This is a genomic window from Paenibacillus algorifonticola (assembly GCF_000971975.1).
GTDB lineage: Bacteria > Bacillota > Bacilli > Paenibacillales > Paenibacillaceae > Pristimantibacillus > Pristimantibacillus algorifonticola.
Genome location: NZ_LAQO01000003.1, coordinates 292,784 through 315,372, shown reverse-complemented (window position 1 = coordinate 315,372; position 22,589 = coordinate 292,784). Strand labels below are relative to the sequence as shown.

At 49.1% G+C, this 22,589-nt stretch carries 19 protein-coding genes and 1 pseudogene; 16 read left to right on the top strand and 4 right to left on the bottom strand.

What is annotated here, in order from left to right:
• Positions 1–14: 14 nt before the first annotated feature.
• Both WH37_RS13350 and WH37_RS13345 read left to right on the top strand, forming a co-directional pair.
• Positions 15–2,729 carry a WG repeat-containing protein gene (locus WH37_RS13350; RefSeq protein ID WP_063838019.1) on the top strand — a complete coding sequence of 905 codons (2,715 nt, stop codon included), beginning with the start codon at positions 15–17 and terminating at the stop codon, positions 2,727–2,729.
• Positions 2,730–2,819: 90 nt separating this feature from the next.
• Positions 2,820–3,704, top strand: a complete 885-nt coding sequence (locus WH37_RS13345; protein WP_046231055.1) for a radical SAM/SPASM domain-containing protein — start codon at positions 2,820–2,822, stop codon at positions 3,702–3,704.
• Positions 3,705–4,487: 783 nt separating this feature from the next.
• Here WH37_RS13345 and WH37_RS13340 read toward each other — a convergent pair.
• A complete protein-coding gene (locus tag WH37_RS13340) occupies positions 4,488–5,732 on the bottom strand; it encodes a chloride channel protein (protein ID WP_082110786.1) in 1,245 nt (414 codons plus the stop codon).
• A 197-nt stretch (positions 5,733–5,929) separates the two neighbouring features.
• Here WH37_RS13340 and WH37_RS13335 point away from each other — a divergent pair, with 197 nt between their 5' ends.
• The 3 genes from WH37_RS13335 to WH37_RS13325 all read left to right on the top strand — a co-directional run bounded on the left by WH37_RS13335 (position 5,930) and on the right by WH37_RS13325 (position 8,860).
• Positions 5,930–6,712, top strand: a complete 783-nt coding sequence (locus WH37_RS13335; protein WP_046231053.1) for a PhzF family phenazine biosynthesis protein — start codon at positions 5,930–5,932, stop codon at positions 6,710–6,712.
• A 143-nt stretch (positions 6,713–6,855) separates the two neighbouring features.
• Positions 6,856–7,890: a M42 family metallopeptidase gene (locus WH37_RS13330; protein ID WP_046231147.1), complete on the top strand. Its 1,035-nt coding sequence runs from the start codon at positions 6,856–6,858 to the stop codon at positions 7,888–7,890.
• A gap of 13 nt (positions 7,891–7,903) precedes the next feature.
• A complete protein-coding gene (locus WH37_RS13325; RefSeq protein WP_052736961.1) occupies positions 7,904–8,860 on the top strand; it encodes a phosphotransferase family protein in 957 nt (318 codons plus the stop codon).
• A gap of 80 nt (positions 8,861–8,940) precedes the next feature.
• Here WH37_RS13325 and WH37_RS13320 read toward each other — a convergent pair whose 3' ends face one another.
• Positions 8,941–9,147 (bottom strand): alpha/beta-type small acid-soluble spore protein, encoded by a 207-nt coding sequence (locus tag WH37_RS13320; RefSeq protein WP_046231052.1) that lies wholly within the window; start codon positions 9,145–9,147, stop codon positions 8,941–8,943.
• A gap of 301 nt (positions 9,148–9,448) precedes the next feature.
• On the opposite strand from WH37_RS13320, the gene WH37_RS13315 reads away from it, so the two are divergent.
• The gene (locus WH37_RS13315; protein WP_052736960.1) at positions 9,449–10,081 is read left to right on the top strand and encodes an ATP-dependent DNA ligase; all 633 of its coding nucleotides are present in this window, start codon (positions 9,449–9,451) and stop codon (positions 10,079–10,081) included.
• Positions 10,082–10,101: 20 nt separating this feature from the next.
• Here the strand turns inward: WH37_RS13315 and WH37_RS13310 are convergent, their stop codons facing one another.
• On the bottom strand, positions 10,102–10,515 hold the full coding sequence (locus WH37_RS13310; RefSeq protein ID WP_046231145.1) for a ribosomal maturation YjgA family protein: 414 nt from the start codon (positions 10,513–10,515) through the stop codon (positions 10,102–10,104).
• A 28-nt stretch (positions 10,516–10,543) separates the two neighbouring features.
• Positions 10,544–11,371: an AraC family transcriptional regulator gene (locus tag WH37_RS13305; protein ID WP_046231051.1), complete on the bottom strand. Its 828-nt coding sequence runs from the start codon at positions 11,369–11,371 to the stop codon at positions 10,544–10,546.
• A 138-nt stretch (positions 11,372–11,509) separates the two neighbouring features.
• On the opposite strand from WH37_RS13305, the gene lacZ reads away from it, so the two are divergent.
• The 10 genes and pseudogenes from lacZ (at position 11,510) to WH37_RS13255 (ending at position 22,572) form a co-directional block, all read left to right on the top strand.
• On the top strand, positions 11,510–14,638 hold the full coding sequence (gene lacZ, locus WH37_RS13300) for a beta-galactosidase, LacZ type (protein WP_046231050.1): 3,129 nt from the start codon (positions 11,510–11,512) through the stop codon (positions 14,636–14,638).
• A 241-nt stretch (positions 14,639–14,879) separates the two neighbouring features.
• Positions 14,880–16,088, top strand: coding sequence for an MFS transporter (locus WH37_RS13295; RefSeq protein ID WP_046231049.1), 1,209 nt, complete (start codon positions 14,880–14,882; stop codon positions 16,086–16,088).
• Between the two features lie 70 nt (positions 16,089–16,158).
• On the top strand, positions 16,159–17,493 hold the full coding sequence (locus WH37_RS13290) for a sensor histidine kinase (RefSeq protein ID WP_046231048.1): 1,335 nt from the start codon (positions 16,159–16,161) through the stop codon (positions 17,491–17,493).
• Positions 17,490–18,134, top strand: a complete 645-nt coding sequence (locus tag WH37_RS13285) for a response regulator transcription factor (protein WP_046231047.1) — start codon at positions 17,490–17,492, stop codon at positions 18,132–18,134. Before WH37_RS13290 ends, WH37_RS13285 begins: the two co-directional genes overlap by 4 nt.
• A 123-nt stretch (positions 18,135–18,257) precedes the next feature.
• Entirely contained in the window at positions 18,258–18,710 is a 453-nt protein-coding gene (locus WH37_RS13280; protein ID WP_046231046.1) for a thiol-disulfide oxidoreductase DCC family protein, read from the top strand.
• Positions 18,700–19,317, top strand: a pseudogene (locus WH37_RS35545) (DoxX-like family protein); the annotation flags it as partial. The gene WH37_RS13280 and the pseudogene WH37_RS35545, both read left to right, overlap by 11 nt.
• 10 nt (positions 19,318–19,327) lie before the next feature.
• Positions 19,328–19,906, top strand: a complete 579-nt coding sequence (locus WH37_RS34635; protein ID WP_074904649.1) for a DUF4166 domain-containing protein — start codon at positions 19,328–19,330, stop codon at positions 19,904–19,906.
• 96 nt (positions 19,907–20,002) lie between these two features.
• On the top strand, positions 20,003–20,296 hold the full coding sequence (locus WH37_RS13265) for a DUF3817 domain-containing protein (protein ID WP_046231044.1): 294 nt from the start codon (positions 20,003–20,005) through the stop codon (positions 20,294–20,296).
• Between the two features lie 729 nt (positions 20,297–21,025).
• Entirely contained in the window at positions 21,026–21,652 is a 627-nt protein-coding gene (locus WH37_RS35995) for an HD-GYP domain-containing protein (protein ID WP_197091364.1), read from the top strand.
• Positions 21,653–21,681: 29 nt separating this feature from the next.
• The gene (locus WH37_RS13255) at positions 21,682–22,572 is read left to right on the top strand and encodes a GGDEF domain-containing response regulator (protein ID WP_046231043.1); all 891 of its coding nucleotides are present in this window, start codon (positions 21,682–21,684) and stop codon (positions 22,570–22,572) included.
• Positions 22,573–22,589: the final 17 nt, after the last annotated feature.

The following is a 22,589-nucleotide window of genomic DNA, read 5'->3' as shown; positions in this document are numbered from 1 at the left end:
ACGGGTGGGGTGTGATGAAAATGAACGCGGATGGCATGCAGTGGGTCCGTTTGGCTGCCGCTCATTTGCCGGTTGGTGCGGAGCTTGCTGAAATTTCGTGCCCGTCACCACATTACGCAGTGGTTGTGGCGGATTTGAATGGGGACGGTTGCCCCGAGGTAGCAGCGGTGTATCGTTTGAATAACGAATATTTTGTTATGATTTTGCAGCATTGTCAGTTTGGCTGGGTTGTAGCCGCTTGTGCGAAAGGAAATGGGTATGGCGTAACGGTGATGACTGCCGCCCCGGTAACCAGCCGCTTATGCTGCAATTTAATCATTGGCTGGCAGGTTGGAGCGATATGGTCCACGCTGTCGGTGTATGCCTACAGCAATTTCAGCCTTTGTCCGGTGCTGCCGGATGGCATCAATTTCAGCTATTTGGATGTGGAGGATATGCCTGGCCCGAATGGAAGGGATGGGCAGGCGGAGCTGGCACTGTGGGCACATGATACGGTGGAAGCATATGATGTCCACGTTATGCGCTGGGCGCAAGGGGTGCTTATTCCGGCGCCAGATGTGTATCCGTATTACTTCCGCAAAGTCGTCCATTATTACGAACGAATGGTAGCCGAGCATCCCAATTATGGCTTCTATTGGTTCCATCTTGCGGACGCGCAATTTAAAGCATGCCAGCTGCAGGCGGCGCTTGCCTCTGTCCACAAGGCGCTTAGCTTCCCTGTGCCGTACCCATCGCTTGAGGTGCTGCAGCAATTAAAGCATGCTATATTGACAAGCGGCAGAGGGGAAACAGCTATAGGGACAGCGCAGCCAACACCAGGAATAACTGCGGATATTGATGGTTTTGATGGTTTTGGAGCTGCGGGAAAAATGTTGGAAACAGCTTCGCCAGCTGGGCTTGGCAAACCGGAAGCCTTGCAGCAAGGGCTAGATCGGGCCGATATCAACACGGCATGGTCGCATGATGGAACGCAGTATGTAGAAGCTGCATTAGATGCGGAGGATGTGGGTAACGAGCGCAGAGCGGTACTGCTTCCGGCAGCAGTAAAGACGACGAGCGGGACAAAATGGGGCTATATCAACGCTAAAGGCAGCTTCGTCATTGCGCCGCAATTCAGTCGCGCTGATGCTTTTCAGCCTAATGGGCTCGCTGTCGTGCAGCCAGGCAACAACAGCGGCCTAATTGACATGTCAGGCGCTTTCCGGGTACGGCCGATTTATGATTTTATTGGCCCGTTTTCGGAAGGTAGGGCGGTCATCATTGATAGCGCAGGCTTTAAAATCATTGACGAGCGGGGCAATGTGCTGACCCCGAAAGCTTATTCGTACATTTCTGCGTTTGCGGATGAACGGGCGATGTTCTACGTCATGAATGAAGCAGACGGCAGCTCGAAATATGGGTATCTGGATCGCAAAGGGGCGGAGGTTATTCCGGCGCAGTTCGAAAGCGCTGGCGATTTTGCCAAAGGAAAAGCCGTCGTAAAGCTGCATGATCAGGCCTTTGCGTTAATTGATCGAAACGGGCGCAAGCTCGCCGAATACCCGTTTTATGATGTAGGCCAGCTCGGAGAAGGGCTGCTTTCCTATCAGCCGGAACAAAACGGCAAATATGGCTACATCAATGAGCGCGGCCAATCGGTCATTTATCCGGCGTTTACAGCGGCTATGCCGTTTCAGGATGGCCGGGCGATTGTGAATACAGCGGAGGATTTTGGCGCGCTGTATGGCGTTATTGACAAGCGGGGCGGCTATGTCGTGCAGCCGGCCTATAATGATATTCGCCAGCTGGGCGAGCAGCGGCTGGCGCTGGGCAAGGCGAGAAACGCGGATCAGCCGTATCTCGGCTCGCTCTATGCGATTGCAGATCATGACGGCAAGCTGCTGACGGACTATTTTTTCACGGATGTGGCGGATTATAAGTATGGGCTGGCTTCAGTCACCGATGGGAAACAGACCTATTTTATAAATACAAAGGGGCTGCCTGCTCAGGGGTATCCGCGATTGTCCGGCAGAGGCGTGTTAACGATTATGGATGGCGTGGTGCAGGCTATAGTCGATAACCGGGAGTCCTACTATACACGGAATGGGCGACTCATTTGGCAAAGCAACACGGTCATTCCGCTTCGGGTCCCGCTGCGCGTCAAGGAGCATAAATATAAGCCAAACGTTGATTATTTGGTGTACTATCCAAGCGTTGAGGGCATGGCCAACAGGCAAGCTCAGCAGCAGGTGAACCGCAAGCTGGAGGAGCTGTCGCAGGTCAAGAGGGTCCCGGCGAATGTCCAGCTGGAATATTCGTATGACGGCGATTTTGACGTCACCTGGTTCCATAAAAACCTGCTCGTCCTGCAGCTAAACGGCTACCATTTCCCGTTCGGGGCTGCACATGGCATGCCGACGATGATTTACAGCCACATCAATGTCGTAGACGGAGCGATGTACGAGCTGCGGGATCTGTTCCAGCCAGGCAGCAACTATGTAAAGGTGCTTAGTGATATCGTTGGCGAGCAAATTAAGATGGATCCTCAGTACAGCTATGTGTTCCCGGACACGTATGCGGGAATTAAGCCGGATCAGCCTTTTTATGTGACGGAGGATGCGCTGCATCTTTATTTTAACCCGTATGATATTGCTCCATTTGCTGCTGGATTTCCGACCTTTCGCATTCCTTATGCCCAAATACGCTCCATTATTTCGACAGAAGGCGCTTTCTGGCGGTCCTTTCATTGAGAATAGGGGCTTTTATAGATAATGGTCGCATAAGCGGGGAGCATGCTATAATAGCAGGAAGGACTACCGAGCAGAATGGAGCAACGAGTAATGAAGAGGTTTAAGAAGTTTTATGTGGAAATTACGAGCATCTGCAATCTGGCTTGCACCTTCTGTCCCCAGACACAGCGGGCAAAAGGCTTTATCCAGGTCGAGGATTTTGAGAAGCGGCTGGAGCAGATTAAACCGTTTACGGACTATATTTATTTTCATCTAAAAGGCGAACCGCTGCTGCATCCGAAAATTGACGAGCTGCTGGATCTCAGCCAAAAGCACGGCTTTAAAGTCAATTTGACGTCGAACGGGACGCTGCTTCATAAAGTGAAGGAGAAAATTTTGACAAAGCCGGCGCTGCGCCAAATGAATTTCTCCTTGCATAGCTTTGACGGACACATTGGCTCCACGAATAAAGAAGGGTATATCAGAAGCGTGCTGGATTTTGCACGTGAAGCGGTTGAGCGGACGAATATGATTATTTCGCTGCGCCTTTGGAATCTGCATACCGACAATGCGACGAATGCGGAGCGCCAGCGCAATCGCGAGGTTTTGTCGATTATTGAACAGCAATTTGGGCTGGATTACTTCATTGAGGAGCGGGTTGCTCCTGGCAAAGGACTGAAAATTGCTGATCGTATTTACTTAAATCAGGATCATGAGTTTGAATGGCCGGATTTGAAGGCGGAAGAGGATGACGGCAAAGGCTTCTGCTATGGGCTGCGCAATCAGGCAGGCATTTTGGTCGATGGAACGGTCGTTCCATGCTGCCTCGACGGTGAAGGCGTCATTGATCTTGGAAACATTAACGATAAACCGTTCTCGGACATTATTGAGGATGATCGGGCGATTAAGCTGGTTGAAGGTTTCTCCCGCAGGGAAGCGGTCGAGGAGCTTTGCCGGAAATGCGGCTATCGCAAGCGCTTCGGAGCCGGGGCATAAGATAAGGGTCCGATGCAGCCAGATGGAGCCTGACACGGCGCATACGAACGTGAGCGTGACGAGCATCAAACAGAAAAACCGGAATCCTTGATTGAAGGAGACCGGTTTTTTCGACGTTCAGGCATCAAGGCGTCCAGATCTGAAGGCAAGTAGGTCTAGTTGTTCGAAGAAAATAAAGTGTTAGACTGAAAAATAATAAAATTGCCGCCTACAATTTCAGAAGCAAAAAAATTTGTTGAGGAAAATGCGGACTTTTCTTCAACAAACAATAGAATTATGTTTATCATTGCCTTGAAGCTAAACACTTCTTATTACAGAGTTCAAAGCAACGCCATCTTAATTCAGGATATGATTGCAGAATGGGGAATGGGGTTACTCAGACTTACATTAACTCGTACATTCCTGTACAAGAATATAAAAACTGTCACCTTGCTCCAGTAATTCAGACAATTCGAAAAGGAAAGAATTAACGATTCCTAACCAATTGCTAGTCAACTTGAGATTAGCATGGATGGCATTCAATTATTGCCGGAACTCTTTGAGGAAGGTTTGCATTACGATTGGGTATTTCGGCACGAAGGAGGATTTTTTATTTAGTACAGTAACAAGAGATAAAACGATACTAACGTCCATCGATTAAGCTATTGAGGAAAATTAGTTGAATAAAACAGTGGCAGTCTAGGGCGTTATTTTCTCGTCCATGGTTGCCACTGTTTTTATAATCCGGGATCATTCTAATACTATTTTTTACTTGAACACTAGTATTGAAAAAATGGGCTGACCTCACGTTGTTTCTTGGAGCGTCTTCTCCTGCTTTTGGCGCTTGAAACGAAGCTTCAGCTTATGTGTACGCCGAGACCAGTATATGCCTGTATGCCCGGAAAAAAGATAGCTAATGATGCAGCCCAGCAGCAAATAAGGAAAGGCTTCGATGCCGAACAGCTCCATGCCCATTACGGCAGCGGCGAGCGGGGTATTGGCGGAACTGCCAAATACAGCAACGAAGCCAATGCCTGCAAGCAATGGAACGGATACAGACAGCAGGCCGCCAAGCGCACTGCCCAGTGCAGAACCGATGACGAACAGCGGCGTTACTTCTCCCCCTTGAAATCCAGCGCCAAGCGTAACGGCGGTAAACAGTATTTTCAGTAAAAAAGCGAATGGAGACAGTGCCTCTTGAAAGGCTTGTTCCATTAATGGGAGCCCCAGGCCAACATAATCTCGCGTCCCTATGACGTAGACGAGCAAAATGATAAGCAGACCGCCGATGAAGCTTTTGATAGCCGGATTCGGGATATAATGGCTGAATAACGCTTTGAGCTTATGGGTAAGCATGACGAATAGCCGCGCTGTCAAGCCGAACAAAACCGCAGCGAGTACAATAGCGAGCAGCAGCTTTATATTGAAGCCTGGCAGGCTGCCGATGGCATAATGGCTATGATGCGTGCCTAACCCAAGGGCGACGGCGTGTCCAGTAAAGCCAGCTGCCAAAGCGGGCAGCAGCAGCCAGTAGGGGACAAGGCCTATTGCGAGCAGCTCTAAGCTGAATATGGCGCCAGCAAGCGGGGTACCGAAGACGGAACCGAAGCCGCCGCTTATGCCGCAGATGAGCAGCATCTTTCGCTCTAACCCACCGAGTCGACAAAGGCGTCCGATATAGCTAGCCATACTGCCGCCCATTTGCACGGCTGTCCCTTCACGTCCGGCAGAACCGCCGAATAGATGGGTGATCATCGTACCGAAAAGAACGAGCGGCGCCATGCGCAGCGGCACTCCGCCATCTTCTGCATGCAGCTGCTCCAGCACAAGGTTGTTCCCTTTGCCAGCATCTCCGCCGAGCTTTATATACAGACAGCTGACCAAAGCTCCGCCTAGTGGAAGAAGCCAGAGCAGCCATGGATGCGCCAGCCGCTGATTCGTTGCTGTATCCAAAAGCGCCAGCAGCAGCGCAGAAGCAGCTCCCGTGAGTACCCCAGTGGAGCCAGCAATTCCTAGCCAAATAAGGAAAATGCGTATTCGCTGCTTCATTAATTGTAATTCCCCTGACATAATAGGTTGATATTTAAGTCTATATCCCTTTTTCGGATGAGTCAATGAATTGCGATCTGAACATCTGAACCATAGCATCATATAATTGTACGTCATACAATTATTCCATTGATGTCATACAAGAGCTCTTGTTACAATGCATCTATTAGGAGCGTAATGTAGGAAGGTAGATGAATATGAAATATTATGTCGTTGATGCGTTTGCCAATAACCTTTTTGAAGGGAATCCAGCTGGTGTTTGCATTATGGATGCATGGCTGCCGGATGAGCTCATGCAGAAGATTGCTATCGAAAACAATTTATCCGAAACTGCGTTTGCGGTAAAGGTTGCTGATGATGGTTACCATATAAGGTGGTTCACACCAGGCGGGGAAATTGATCTGTGCGGTCATGCAACGTTGGCAACAGCTTATGTGCTTACGAACTATTACGATAAGGCCCTTATGCGTGTTCGTTTCACAACCCTAAGCGGCGACTTAATCGTTGTAAGGGACGGAGAGCTCTACGAAATGGACTTTCCGAACAAAATGCCCAAGCCCCATGTGCTCACACAGCAGATGGTTGAAGCGCTGGGAATTGTGCCCGTAGAAGCTTATCTTGATCGCGATTTAATGTTTGTACTGGAATCGGAGTCTGATGTCAGAAGCCTGAAGCCAGATTTCACTAAGCTCGCCGCGCTGCCAGAAGGACTGGGCGTACTGGTTACTGCTAAAGGGGAGCAGTATGATTTCGTATCCCGATGCTTTTTTCCAAAACTAAATGTAGAAGAAGATCCCGTATGTGGTTCAGCTCACTGCAATTTTATCCCTTATTGGGCAGAGCGTTTGAACAAGCAGGAAATGACAGCAAGACAGGTTTCTAAAAGGGGAGGCACCCTGTATTGCAAGCTTGCTGGTGATCGCGTGAAGATAAGCGGCCGAGCTGTATTGTATTCGATTGCTGACCTCTACGTCGTTTAAGATGATGAATATGGAGAACGGCATATTCATATTTTCATACAAAAATAAAAAAAGTTGCGCTATTCAAGCGAACCCTTTATTGCCTTTACTAATGGCTGTAAACAGAAATGGATAGAAAGAGGAGATTGGCATTGACTAACCCATTGCAATTACAACTGAACCGGGAATACATACTGGAATTTTTAAATCGCTTGCTTCAAACGCCAAGCCCCAGCGGCTACTGCATGGCAATTATGAAGCTGCTGGAGGAGGAAGCTCGCAAGCATGGCTTTGAGCTGGAGCTGACGCCGAAAGGCAACGGAATAATTACGATTCCGGGAACAGGAAATTCTACAGCGGGCTCGCTTGCTTTAACCGCTCATGTGGATACGCTTGGCGCGATGGTGCGAGCGATTAAGCCGAGTGGCATGCTGCGCTTTACGCCTATTGGCGGTTATGCGATGCATACAGTGGAAGGCGAATATTGCCTCGTCCATACGCGTGATGGCCGCCAGTATGAAGGAACCGTGCTGTCGACGAAAACGTCTGTCCATGTGTATCCGGAAGCACGGGACTGGAAGCGCAGCGAGGAAAACATGGAAATTCGTCTGGATGCGGATACGGCGTCCAAAGAACAGACGAAACAGCTTGGCATCGAGGTCGGCGATATCATTTCATGGGACCCACGTACAAAAATCATGGACAATGGCTGGGTAAAATCGCGGCATTTGGACGATAAAGCCAGTGTCGCTGCCTTATTCGGGCTGCTGGAGTGGTTTGGACGCGAAGGGAAGCGCCCAGAGCGCACGCTTAAGCTGATTTTTTCCACGTATGAAGAGGTAGGACATGGCAATGCTTATATGCCGCCGGATGTGACGGAGCTGATTGCGATTGATATGGGAGCTTTAGGAGATGATTTATCCGCAAGCGAGCGGGATGTATCGATTTGTGCCAAAGATTCCTCTGGTCCTTATGATTATGCTATGACCTCGAAGCTCATTGAGCTGGCAAAGGCTTCAGGCATTTCCTATGCGGTCGATATTTATCCGCAATATGGCTCGGACGCGTCGGCTGCGCTGCGAGGAGGCAGCAACATTCGGGCCGCGCTAATTGGACCAGGTGTGCATGCTTCACATGCAATGGAACGGACGCATGCAGATGCGATTATTAACACGGCAGTATTTTGTTATCCTACATAAGCGAGGGATATTCATGGACAACGAAATCAAGCTAAAGCTAGACTCGCAGCAGTTGGGACAGATTGCCCAGCATCATTTCGGCAGGGAGCTTGCGCATTCGCGTGAGCTTACCGATGGCTGGGCCAATACGGCGTATCAACTGACGCTTGTGGACGGCTTCCAGTCGGTTCTAAAAGTAGCGCCTACGGCGGTAGGGGCGCTGATGCGCTATGAGCAGGATATGATGAAAACCGAGGTGGAGGTTATGAGGCTCGTGTCTCAGGATCGCCGCATTCCAGTTCCTGAAGTGTACGCTTATGACCAATCGCGGTCGCTGGTACCGACTGATTATTTTATTATGCAGTGGCTGGAAGGAGAGTCTTATAACAAAGTAAAAGAAAGCTTTACCCAAGAAGAGCGCGAGCAAATTGAGCATCAGTTGGGAGAGTACAATGCCTGTATTAACGAATTCAGCGGGGAAAAGTTCGGTTATTATCCGCTTAACGAGGCGTTTGCGAGCTGGACGGATGCTTTTGGGGCGATGCTGCAAGGCGTGCTTGATGACGCAACGGATGCGGGCGTTACGCTTCCGGCAGAGCGCTATGTTATTGAACAGGAGGTAAAAGAGCGACTGCCTTATCTGCATGCGGTGACTAAACCAACGCTGCTGCACTGGGATTTATGGGATGGCAATATTTTTATTAAGGATAAGCGAATTTGCGGCATTATCGACTTTGAACGGGCGATGTGGGGCGATCCGTTGATGGAGCATTATTTTAGCCACTTTAACTTGTCGGAGACGTTTTTGCGGGGCTACGGTCGTGAAGCGCTGACGGCTGAGGAGCAGATACGGCGCGGGTTATACGATTTATATTTGGATTTGATTTTGCTAATTGAATGCGCTTTCCGCAAATATAGCGACCAAACGCATTTGGAGTGGGCAAGAAGCAATGCAACTGAAGGCTGGGAGCGGTTTTTGAAGCTGAAATGATCATAATAAGAGCCGAGCAAGGGAACGGAAGCTTGTAAAAAGCTTGCTTATCGTTCGCTTGGCCCGGCTCTTTGGTGCAATCAGCGTCCGGAGAGCTGCTGCTCCGCAATTTGAATAAGACGGCGCGTAATGTATCCTCCGATGGAGCCCATGTCACGCGTGGTCATGTGTCCATAATAACCATCCTGCGGCAATTGAATGCCAAGCTCCTGCGCAACTTCAAACTTCATTTGCTCAAGCGCTGCACGCGCCTGTGATACAACCAGCTGATTCGAACCTCTAGCCATAAGGGTGACCTCCTCAAGTAATGAGCGGCAGCATTTTTATAAGAAACCAAGCTTTCCCGGGACAAGGTGAAACGGCTGGCCGTCCTTTGGCGGAACGGCGCGTTTCATTCCGAGAAATATAGAGAAAGGATAGCGTTAGGATACCCTTTCCTATATTTTAAAGAAAAATGGCTTCCAAGCGCTGGCTTATTGCTATTATGTGGAGGAATGTACCCGATTATTCACTAATTTCTCCTGAATTTACCGCCGTCCAGCTGGACCTTTCCATGCTAAAATGATAGGACAGCGAGGGGGAATCGGCATGTTTAAGCGACCGATGCTGATGACTGCATGTGATCAGCCTTTTGATAACGAGCAATTTTTATTTGAGCCGCTCATTGATGGGCAGCGCTTGCTGCTTTCTTTTATCAACAGGAGGGCGCGTTTGTTCACAAAGCATGGCTATGAGGTCACGCGGCAGTATCCGGAGCTGCTCAAGCTGCCGCTGGCCCGGCCAATGGATGTCGTGCTGGATGGGGAGCTTTCCTATATGAACCCGGACACAGGACGACTTGAATTTGCCCCGCTCATCGACCGGTACAAGATGACGAAGGAAGCGCGCATTCGCGAAGGCGTGATAAAATGGCCTGTTCGTTATTATGTGTTTGATTTGCTTTATTATAACGGAGTGGACTTGCGCAGCAAGCCGCTGATTGAGCGTAAGAAGCTGCTATTTGAGCTACTTGAAGATAATGGTTTTTTTGTGAAGCTGCCATTTGTGACCGAATACGGCACGCAGCTGTGGGGACGAATTGCCGCTTACGAGCTGGAGGGCATGGCTGGAAAAAGAAGCGAGAGCCAATACCTTGCCGGGCGGAGCGCACATTGGCTGAAAATGACGAATGCGGCGTATTCCCGCATACATATGGACTCGGATACGGCTGCATTGCTCTGATTAAGGGCAATGTAGTTTTTTTATGAAGTAGTGCTGCTTTTATGTCTGTCTTCGTTCCATTTGTCTAGCCAGCGGTCCAGAGCGTAGGAAAGCAGCAGGCCGATGCTGTATCGGATTAAATCAATACCGCTGAAGCCTTGTCCTAGCACAAGACCTCCGAACGTCGTATGCCGGAGATTTCTAATCCAGTCTGCCTGATACAGCTGGCTGAATTCAATGCCGAAGCTGAAGGCCGCGCTGCAAGCGAGCGAGAGGAGCAAGGGATGTCTGACCTGCAGCATGCGAAAACCAAAGTAAACCATGCTTGCCCATAACATATCGCCAAAATGGGCGACAACGAATGACGGCAGGTGGCTAGCGAAATGCCGCGAGCTAAAGCCAAGCGCCATCGTAATGAGGACGGCTGCCGCATAATAAAATATTTTTTTAAGCATCGTTTGTGCTCCTTTATTTGCTTTGTAGTTATTTAAAACCATGCATCTGCTTGAACTCTCCAGGCGTACAGCCTACATAAGCTTTGAACAGCGTATTAAAATACGTCGGGTTTTCAAAGCCTACTTGGCGGGCGATTTCATACAGCTTCATGCCGCCGCCGCGAATGAGCAGCTCCTTGCCTTTATTAATTCGTTCTTTATTGACATATTCCATTGGGCGCAGCCGGAACGTTTTTTTGAAAAGCAGGCATAAATGCTGAGGCGTTACATGAAGCAGCTCCGCCAGCTCGGGCAAAGTAATCGGGCGATGCAGGTTGGCCTCGATATAGCGCAGCACAGGATGAAGCCGCTCATTCATTTGCTGCGTGGCAAGACTGCCTTCGGCAAGCTGCTGACGCAGACCAAGCAGCACGCTATAAATTTGCTTGGAGCCCAGCATGCCAAGACCCGGCTGCTTCTCCCGCATAAGGCGGAGCATATCGCTCATCATCTCTAAGACAGGGCGTGAGTCGTTAATCGTATAGATGCCAGGGCGGGTCAAGCCTGCCAGCTGGTTCAGCGATTCCGCGAGCGGACCGTCATACGTAAACCAATAAGCTTCCCAAGGCTCTTTGACCGCATAGTAGCTATGGGTAAGCCTGGGAGGGAGGAGGAAGCCATCGCCTTGCTTCACCAGAAAACGTTCCTGCTCGATAATAAGCTCGCCTTCGCCTGAGACGACCTGCGTCCACTGGTAGTCGGGAAAGCCTTCCGGGCGACGAATGCCCTCCTGATGGTCCCAATGTCCCACACCAGTTACATAGACAGGCAGCTGATAATCCGTCGTCGTCAGCGTCGTATAAATAATTTCATTCATGGGATGCATCCCCTCTTAGTTGCTAATATTCAAATCTTTAAGTAAAATACGAAAATAGTTTAATGATCTTTACTTTTCTAGCTTTTATAATGTGAATATTATAACTAAACTTATTCTGAGTTGAAAGAGGTGCCTTAAGTGTCGAAGAGCAAATTTACGTATCAGGCTCCAGCTAACGGATATCCAGAGTGGAATAACAACCCTACTATTTTTGAGCTTAATCGGTTGGATGCACATGCAACCCGTATTTCCTATACAAGCGTAGAGGAAGCGCTTCAAGGCGAGCGCACAGGCTCCGAGCGTTATTTTTCGCTGAATGGAGATTGGAAGTTTTCCTTTGCGGAAAATGCGGAAGCACGCATCGCTGATTTTTATAAATTGGATTATGACTGCAGCAGTTGGGCTTCGATTCCAGTGCCGAGCCACTGGCAGCTTCAAGGGTATGATTACCCGCAATATACGAATGTGACTTATCCATGGGTGGGCAAGGAGGATATCAAGCCGCCTTTCGCGCCTGTTAAATATAATCCGGTCGGCTCCTATGCGACGACCTTTACCGTTCCTGAGGGCTGGGATGGACAGCCTGTGTTTATCAGCTTCCAAGGTGTAGAGTCTGCCTTCTACGTTTGGGTAAACGGCGACCTTGTCGGCTATAGCGAAGATACGTTTACGCCGGCGGATTTTGATTTGACGCCTTATTTGCAAGAGGGTGAAAACAAGCTGGCGGTGGAAGTATACCGTTGGTGCGACGCAAGCTGGCTGGAGGATCAAGACTTTTGGCGGATGAGCGGTATTTTCCGTGAGGTGTATTTGTATACGGCGCCACAGGTCCATATTTATGACTTCTTCGCGAAGCCGACGCTGGATGCGAATTATGTAGATGGCGAGCTGACGGTAGAAGTGAAGGTTCGTTTCGAGGAGGAAGCTTTCGAGCAGCAAACGGCTGTAGAAGCGATGCTGTATTTTGCCTCCGGCGAGCCGGTATGGCAGCAGCCGCTGAGTGGCGAGGCGATTCGTCAGGAGAAGGGCGAAACCCTTGCATCATTAGCACTGAACACAAAGCTTGTGGAGCCGCTCAAATGGAGCGCTGAGGAGCCGCATTTATATACGCTTGTGCTGTCGCTGAAAGATGCAGAGGGCAAGCTAACAGAAGCCGTTAGCTGCAAAGTCGGTTTCCGCACGTTTGAAATTAAAGATGGCTTGATGCAAATTAACGGTCAGCGCATTCTTTTCAAGGGCGTCAATCGCCATGAGTTTTCCTGCGACACCGGACGTGCGCTCAGCTATGAGGATATGGTGACCGATGTTAAGCTGATGAAATCGCATAATGTCAACGCCGTGCGTACTTCGCATTATCCGAACCATCCGCTGTGGTATGATTTGTGCGATGAATATGGGCTTTATGTGATTGACGAAGTCAATATCGAAACCCATGGCTCATGGACATATGGGCAAAAAGAGGTCGGAGACGCCGTACCTGGAAACTTCCCAGAATGGACGGCAAATGTGCTCGACCGCAGCCGATCCATGCTAGAACGTGATAAAAACCATCCATCGATCATTATTTGGTCGCTTGGCAATGAATCGTTCGGCGGGGATAACTTCCTGAAAATGGCCGATTATTTCCGGGAGACAGATCCGTCCCGCGTCGTGCATTACGAGGGCGTGTTCCATTGCCGCGAAAGCGAAGCGGCTTCGGATATTGAGAGCCATATGTACACAAGTCCGGCAGGCGTAGAAGCCTATGCCAAAAATAATCCGCAAAAGCCGTTTATTCTTTGCGAATACAGCCATGCGATGGGCAACTCCTGCGGCGGCTTGCATAAATATTGGGAGCTATTTGATAAATATCCTATCCTTCAAGGCGCTTTCATCTGGGATTGGATCGATCAGGCCATTCGCACGCAAACACCGGACGGCATTACGTACATGGCCTATGGCGGCGATTATGGCGATAGCCCGAATGATGGCAATTTCTGCGGAAATGGTTTGATTTTTGCTGATCGCACCGTATCACCTAAGCTGCATGAGGTGAAGGCCTGCTACCAAAACATCAAAATTCATAGCCCGAACTGGGAAGCTGGAACAGTGCGCGTTGACAATAAAAACCTGTTCGTATCGCTGGATGCGTATGAGCTGCACTGGAAGCTGAACAGCAACGGCATTATTATGCAAAAAGGCGTGCTGACCGTAGATATCGCAGCAAACGCCTCTGCCGAGCTGGCCATTCCGTTCCAAATGCCAACAGAAGCAGGTCTGAATGAAGAAATTACGCTTACGGTAAGAGCTGTCCTTAAGGAAGCTGCGCCATGGGCGGAGCAAGGACATGAGGTGGCCTTCGGTCAATTTATTGCGCCTGCACTGCCTGTCTCGCCTGTTGCTGTAGAGATTGCATCGCCGCAGTATGGCGCAATAGCGGTTAAAGCTGTGTCTAATGGAGCCCTTGTGTTAACGGGCGAAGGCTTTGACATTCGCTTCAATCAGGCGAGCGGCGAGCTGGAGTCCTATCAAATTGGCGGTTCTGAGCTGCTGTCTTCGCCGATTGTCCCTAATTTCTGGCGTGCGTATACCGATAATGACCGCGGAAATGGACATGTCGAGCGCTGTGCGCCTTGGCAGGCTGCTTCGAAGGAGCGCCAATTGATCCGATTCAGCTGGGAAGCGCTTGGAGACCGCGTTAGAGTAAGATCGCAATACCGCTTAAGCGCTGCTGCTGAAACGCGCTGCGAACTAGCCTATACGATTTATGGCGATGGGCTGATTGAAGCCGAGCTGCTGCTGCAGCCTGGTGAAGGTTTGCCGGAAATACCAGAAATCGGCCTGCTTTTCACAATGAATGAAACGTTTGATTCTATTGCCTGGTATGGCAATGGCCCTCATGAATCGTATTGGGACCGCCAAACAAGTGCGCGTCTAGGGCGCTTCGGCGGCAAGGTGAAGGATCAGCTGATGCCTTACATTCGTCCGCAGGAATGCGGCAACAAAACCGAAGTGCGCTTCGCAGCAGTAACCGATGCAAACGGAAGCGGCATTTCGCTTCAGGGAGAGCCGCGCTTTGAGTTAAATGTGCTGCCTTATACAGCCGATGAGCTGGAAGGGCATGATCATCCTTACAAGCTGCCCGTCAGCGATAAAACAGTCGTTCGCGTCAATTATCGTCAAATGGGCGTTGGCGGGGACGACAGCTGGGGAGCGCGGGTTCATCCGGAATATACGCTTCCAGCGAATCGCGATTACCGTTTCCGTGTCTCGTTGCGCGGACAATAATAGAGCACCAACGCTATCTATTAATGTGTGCTAATCATATAGCCACGCTACTGCAAACTGCCGCTGTGACCGAACGGGTCACAGCGGCAGTTTTTTGCATTTAGCGGGAATATTTGAGGAGCCATGGGATAAAGCGTTGAAACAAAATCATTGACTAAAACCAAACGAAATAATATTATGTCTAAATAAAAGACAAACAAATTCAATTTTTGTCTAATTAAAAACTAGAGGAGTTGCCAAGATGTTTAGCAATCGTTTTTTTCGTACGATCATCCTATCCAGAATTTTTCTTCAATTGGGTATTTGGATTAGGAACTTTGCGATCTTGCTGTATGTGACGGAGGCCACGAACAACGATCCATCTGCTGTATCGCTTATTTCTGTGGCAGAGTTTGCGCCGATTTTTGTATTTGCCATCATTGGCGGCACGTTTGCTGACCGTTGGAAGCCTAAACGGACGATGATCGGCTGCGATTTTTTGTCTGCATTGTCCGTGCTCGGCGTCTGGGTTGCTTTGCAGAGTGGATCATGGCAAGGATTGCTGTTGACAACGCTGGTTTCGTCCATCCTGTCACAATTTTCCCAGCCTTCCGGCATGAAGCTGTTTAAGCAGCATGTGCCGGAAGATCAGCTGCAAGGCATGATGGGCATGTATCAAACCGTAATGGCTGTATTTATGGTCATTGGGCCGCTGCTTGGCACATTTGTATATCAGCATTATGGCATTGAGGTGGCGGTTATTGTTGCAGCTATGCTGTTTTGCGGCTCAGCAGCTATATTGATGCTGCTGCCGCGCGATGCCGAGCCAGAGCGCACTCAGCATGCAGCGAGCTTTAGGCAGGAGCTCACAGCGGGACTTCATTATGTATGGGGCCAGCATGCCCTGCGCTCTCTGGGCCTTACATTTGCGGCAACTGGCCTCGCTTCTGGGCTTACTCAACCGCTATCTTTGTTTATTGCCATTGATAATTTAGGACAGGATAAGTCGTTTTTACAGTATTTATTAATGGTTAGCGGGGCAGCGATGCTAGTTGGCGGAGGCGTGGTTATGTCGATCGGGAAAAAGGCAAGTCCGCGCAGGCTGCTCCTGTTCGGCTTGTCGGCAAGTGCACTGGCTACGCTGGGCACTGGATGGTCGGAGAGCATTCCGCTGACGCTTACGCTGCTCATGATCGGCGGCTTCAGTGTTCCGCTTATTCAGGTGGGCATTAACACCATTATTCTTCAAAACACCGATGCAGCCTTCATCGGTCGGGTAGGAGGAACGATTACGCCAATGTTTACTGGCATGATGGTCATCGGAATGTCGCTATCCGGCGTATTAATGGCAGCATGGACGCTACCCATTGTTTTCAGCTTAAGCGCGCTCATATTTGCTATTGCTGTTTTTACGGTAAAACTCGGGAGCAGGGCAAGGTCAAGCGCCTCTAAAGCATCGCCGCAGGTTTGAAAATACGGCCTTAATCGCTGAATTATGGTAAAATAAAGCGATCACACGCTTTTTTGGGGAAGGATACCGTATGCTTTATTATTTTGCAGCGCTGCTTGCCGCTGCTTTGCTGCTGCTGCTGACAAATCCTCGGAGCGAGTCGAATCGCTGGGCCGCTTTTTTTCTCGGATTTGCGTCTATAGGCGGGCTGGCAGACACGCTAGCCGCAGTGCAAATGAATGTTTTAGCTCATCTCGTTCAAGTGATGAATCACACATTCACGCCTTACGGTGTGCTGGTGTTTAGTATTGTGTATTCCGATAAAGTGGCAAACGAGAGGATGCGTCTGCTGCTTAAAGGGCTGCTGCTGCTTCCGGTAGTTGGCATGCTGTTGCTAACGCCGATTGCACCGAGGCTGGAACTGGATTATCGGATATTGCTTGCCTGGACGGCTCCCTATTATTTAGCCTCCTGCTATTTGCTGCTCGTCTCATTATGGAGTGAGGAAAATAGCCGGAGGAAGCGAAATCGCTTTATTATTGCCCTTATTATGGTACCGACGCTGCTAGCGGTGCTTATTCTTATTAATGTAGCGAATGTTATTTCGCCTGCATTCGATTATTTTCGCTATATTTCGTTATTCATCTTTTATTCGCTTACTGTAGCTGTGCTGTGTACTTTTGCTTACGGCGTGCTCGGCGTCAAGCTGCGTTTCGAACGCGATCAATGGGAAAGCACCCGCAAGGCGGTCAGTTCCGGGACGACGATTCTTAATCATACGATTAAGAACGAAATCGGAAAAATTGCGATCAGCACGGAAAATTTAAAAAGCGAGTTGTCGGCCCAATCGCCTGAGGCAGCAGAGCAGCTGCGCATCATTGAAACGGCTTCGAGCCATATGCTTGCGATGGTCACTAGCATTCACAGCCAAACCAGAAGCATTGTGCTTCGCGAGCAGTCTATCCGTTTAGATGAGCTTGTGGAGCGCTGTTTCCAGCAGCAGCAGTTGGAAAGTAAGCAGATTGTTCTTACGCTGCGTCCATTATGCCGGCCAATTGTTGTATGCGATCCATTACACATGCTGGAAGCGATTAATAATTTGGTGCAAAATGCGATCGAAGCGATTCCGGAAGGCACAGCTGGAGAAGTAACCGTGACGCTGATCTCGCACAAAAAAGCGGTGCGTCTCCTTGTGAGCGACACAGGCAAAGGGATGAATGAGGAGCAGCTGAAGCAAGCGTTGGAGCCTTTTTATAGTACGAAAAATCGCAGCCGCAACTTTGGACTGGGGCTCGCTTATGTGTATAATGTCGTACATCAGAGCGGCTGGACGATCGAGCTGTCCAGCGTTATTAATGAAGGGACAGAAGTGCTGCTGCATGTTCCTGCCCGCAAAGTGATGGAAATCAAGGAGGGAATTGGATGAGCCATATTCGGGTGCTGCTCGTGGAGGATGATCCCGATTGGGTCAAGGCGATGACGCTCTTTTTGAACAAGGAAGCGGATTTGCTCGTAGTCGGAGCAGCTTCAACGGCGGAAGAAGCGCTGAGCCTCGCTCGAACCTTGTCGTTTGATGTCGCCTTGCTCGATATTCAATTGGCTGACCATCAGCAAAATGGGATTTATACGGCCGTAGAAATGCATCGCATACACGCAGCCAAAATCATCATGTTAACCTCCATGAGCGAGGAGGAAGTGATGACCCAGGCGTTCACGGCTGGCGCCATCAATTATATTGAAAAAACAAATTTTCGCCAGCTGCCGGAAGCGATCCGGAGCGCCTACCATCATCCTGCACCGATGGAAGCGCTGCTTAAGGAATTTGCCAGATTAAAGCGCGAGGAGCAATTGAAGGATTTAACGTCTGCGGAACGGGAAGTCTTCGAGCTGATCGAGCAGGGTTACACGCAGACGCAAATCGAACAGAAGCTGTATAAGGCGGAAAGCACGCTGAAAAATCAAGTGAACAAAATGCTCAAGAAGCTAGGCGTCCGCAGCCGCAAGGAAGCGATTGAGAAGGTACGGCGCAAAGGACTGACCGCTGGCATAGAGGAAAATAAACAATAACCGCATAAGCGAGGGGAGGGTACTACGAATTGTAGTACCCTTTTTCGCATGCCTGCTACAAAAGTTAGCACTGATCAAACTTCGCTTTTCCCGCTACAATTAAGGAAAGAACGGAGGAGCACGATGCAGGCGACTAGGAAAAAACAACAAGGACGAGCGCTTCTGCTTGTTGACGGACAATGCCAGCTATGCAGCAAAATCTCACAATTTGTTATTGCGCGTGATCAGGCAGCCTGCTTTCGATTTGCTACGCTGCAATCGCCCGCAGGACAATATGTGCTGGAACAGCATTTGCTGTCTACGAGCGACTCGGACACCTTCGTCATGATCGAAGATGGCTGCTGCTATACGAAATCGGAAGCAGCACTGCGCGTCTTGCGGCAATTAAAGGGGCTTTGGCCGCTATTATATGGTCTAATGATCGTCCCTGCCTTACTGAGAAACGTTGTTTACGATTGGATTGCGGCTAAGCGCTATGGCTGGTTTGGACAAGTGGAGCACTGTCTGCTCCCAAACGCAGATCAGCAAATCCTTTTAATAGAAGAAAGAGAGGAGGCAGCTCCCTATGTCAAGTAAACGGAGAGATCGGTCGATTTATGTCGAAACGACGATCCATACCGATCTGGACACGCTCTGGAATTACACGCAAATTCCGAGCAAGCATGTACAGTGGGATATGCGCTTCACAGCGATTGAATATATGCCTCGCCATACGGAAGAGGAGATTCAGAGGTTTCATTACCAAACACGCATCGGCTTTGGGCTTGCGATAGCGGGCACAGGGGCGACTCGTGCAGAATGGCTGAAAAAAGAAGGAAAGCAATCCCGTCTGTCTACCCTTTCCTTCAGCTCGGAGCAGAAACTGTCGCTGATTAGCAGGGGGAGAGGCTACTGGCGGTATACCGAGCAAGGGGACGACGTTATTTTTCTCACTCGCTATGATTATAAAACACGCTTTGGCGCTGCCGGAAAAGCATTCGATCGCCTTCTATTTCGCCCGATATTCGGGTGGGCAACGGCATGGAGCTTCGATGTGCTCAAAATATGGCTGGAGCAGCATATTCCACCTGCGGCAACGATTCAGCGCGCACTCATTCATTATGTGAGCCTGGCGCTGCTCGCTGTACTATGGCTTTATCAGGGCATCGTGCCCAAGCTGCTCTACCCGGAGACGGGAGAGCTTGCGCAGCTGCATGCCTCGGGGCTATTTTCAGGCTGGGAGGAGCAGGCGCTTGTATTTTGCAATCCCGCTTTATATTGGCAGCTCGCGCCATATTATGTTCCCGCAGGGAGGCAGCCAAATTCCGTTCACGATTGGGAACTATGCTTATGCAGACCAGTTTGGACGGGAAACGGTAACATGGATCAGAACCTTCAAATTTCCCCAAAAAATACGAAGATTCGACGCGACGATGATTTATAGTCGAAAACACAATAAAATTGTCGATTATCTAGGGACGAAACAGCATCTAGCTGTAGACCTTGATATTTCTGCCGTACCAGGAGGAGGCATTCGCATCCGTTCGGGCCAGCAGCGCTTCTATGAGCGCTTCTTGCAATTCCGCTTTCCTAGACTGTTGACGGGCGAAGCCGACGTGACGGAATGGTATGATGACGCTCAGGAAAAATACCGGATTTCGGTTCAGGTGAACAATCCGCTGCTCGGTACGATTTTTCGCTATGCGGGTTCCTTTCAAGCCTATTTCATCGATACCGGCAAGCAGCCGATCCCGCTTGATGTGAAGCCATTGCGCGAAGAGCGCAGGGAGTAGATTCACAACTTGTTCAAAGTATGATTGCGTATTTTGCCCACCTTGCTGGTATGATTAGGATGTGTTTGAAGATCATTTCGCCAGGAGGTAACACAGATGTCAACCCATACGATGAAAACAGCGATCGGCCGGCTGCGCCTGTTCGGCATAACGGAAGGAATTTCATTTTTGGTGCTGCTCTTTATTGCAATGCCGTTGAAGTACGGCGCTGGCATTGACGAGGCGGTCGCGATTACAGGGATGCTGCATGGCTGGCTATTTGTCATCTATCTAATCGGCATAGCCAATGCATTTTTCGTCAAGCAATTATCCTTCTTTCATTCTTTTTTGGCACTCCTTGCTGCTTTTGTACCATTTGGTCCATTTCTACTGGATCGCAAGCTGCGTTAACAGAGGTAAATGTGATAAATGTCTCAATTGCTCAAGCAGTCTGGAGCCCCGTATTCGGGGAGCCAGACTTTTTCTTATATTGCGTGCACTTTCAGTAAAATTTTTTTGAAAAACGGTGTCTTAAGCACTAGTACGATTAAACCGAGATATGCTATGTTATTTCTATGATTCATCCGACTCCCGATAGAGAACGAAGAAGTATTTTTTGGGATTTTATCCAAAAGAAGAGGATTTCTCCAAATCGTGTGGAAACTTACTTAACCAGTATTTGAGACATGACGAATAAGAATCCGAGGTAAATGAATGCAAAATTCAGTATTTTTCAAAAGTGTTATTAACTCTGATTCGATCTTGGATTCTATTGGGTTGTTAGGACAATACCTGGAGACATTGATCGGTTGCCAGCATATTTGTTTGTTGCTGCCGCACGATAATGGGCGAAATGAGCTTATACCATATTCTTTCAAAATCAATCAAACGGATCTGAAGGTTCTGCAGCAAATGGCGATAGACACCGATTTATTTTCAGACATGTCCTCGGGCATGCACCTCTGTATAACGATGAGCAGCGCCAAACCTGCGATTAAACTCCTGTCCATGACAACTTTCCAATCGCTATATACCTTTCACTTAAACCGTTCTGTCTATGGTGCGATTTTATTGTGCTTTCGTTCCCGAGTCCAATTGACAGACGAGCAGCTGCATATCTGCCAGATGGTTACAATGCAAATGGAACAGTTAATCGAGAAAATTTATTTTCGCAAACAGGTGTTGAAGCAGCAATCCTACGAGAATTTGGTCAACACATTGCGGATGAAGGATGGCTTTACGCTTAATCACTGTTATAATGTGGCCTTCTACGCTTCTTTGTTGGGCGCCAAAGTAGGGGTTGATGCTGAGCAGCTGGAGCAGCTCAAAATCTCGGCACTGCTGCATGACATTGGGAAAATAGCTATACCGGATTCGATATTGCTCAAGCCTGATCGACTGACGGATGATGAATTTTCGGTCATTAAACAGCATCCTGCAATCGGTTACGAGCTGCTCAAGGATTTGCCCGATGTTCAGAAAATATTGCCTGTCGTTCGCTGGCATCATGAGCGTATTGATGGCAGAGGTTATCCGGACGGACTTAGCGGGGATGAAATTCCTTTGCTCGTGCGGATTGTCAGTCTGGCAGACGCCTTCGACGCCATGACTTCTACGAGAGTGTACCGGCATTCCCTGCCTGTCTTCGAGGTGCGGAGGCAGCTGGAAATCAACGGGGGGAAGCAGTTTGACGGGCGGCTTGTGCAGGCATTTCTGCAAATGCTTGATGATCATATGATTATGGACAGATTGGTTTGGGATGAGTGATTTTATAGTGAAGAAGGTTGGGGACATATATGCGCAAGAGGATTTTTATTGTCGACGATGAGCCTCACAACATCCATATACTCCGTGTTTTCTTGACATCGCTGAATTATGATATTTATGTAGCCGAGAACGGCAGGCAGGCGGTGGAAATGATTGACGCTGTTGCGCCGGACTTGATTTTACTGGATGTTATGATGCCGGATTTGTCGGGATTTGAGGTTTTTAAACGTTGGCTGGACAAAGATGATTTTGACGTGCCGATCATTTTCCTGTCCGCTAATGTGCAGAAGAAGGCGATGCTGGAAGGCCTTCAGCTTGGCGCATTCGATTATTTGACCAAGCCCTATGATCTCGATTTGCTGGAGATGAAGGTGTCGATTGCCCTGCAGCAAAAAATGAAGCTGTCCAACTTGAAAAAGGATAATGAGCAGCTTGCAGAGCTGGCTTATGTGGACGCGCTAACGGGACTTTACAACCGTACATATTTGGAAGTCGTAGCTCAGCAAATTAACGACGGATATAAGCATTATGAGTCCGTTCTGATGATAGACATGGATAATTTCAAAACGATTAACGATACCTTCGGTCATATGATTGGCGACCAGACGCTTCGCGACATTGGAAACATCCTTTTTCAGGTGCTGTCTCCTTATGTGCATGTGACTTTCCGTTATGGGGGAGACGAGTTTCTCGTTATATTACAGGATAGCGGGGTAGCGCTTGCGGCGGCAGAAGCCATTATTGCGGCTGTTGATCAAATGCAGGTCGGCCATCCTTCTCAAAAGCAGATTCAAGTTTCCGTTAGCATTGGAGTGTCTCACAGCTTAGACTGCAACACCCTTCATCAGATGATATCGCAAGCGGACTCTGCATTATTAGGCTCGAAACGAGGCGGCAGGCACCAAATAACGGTGAAGTAATCTACGATGAATGGATG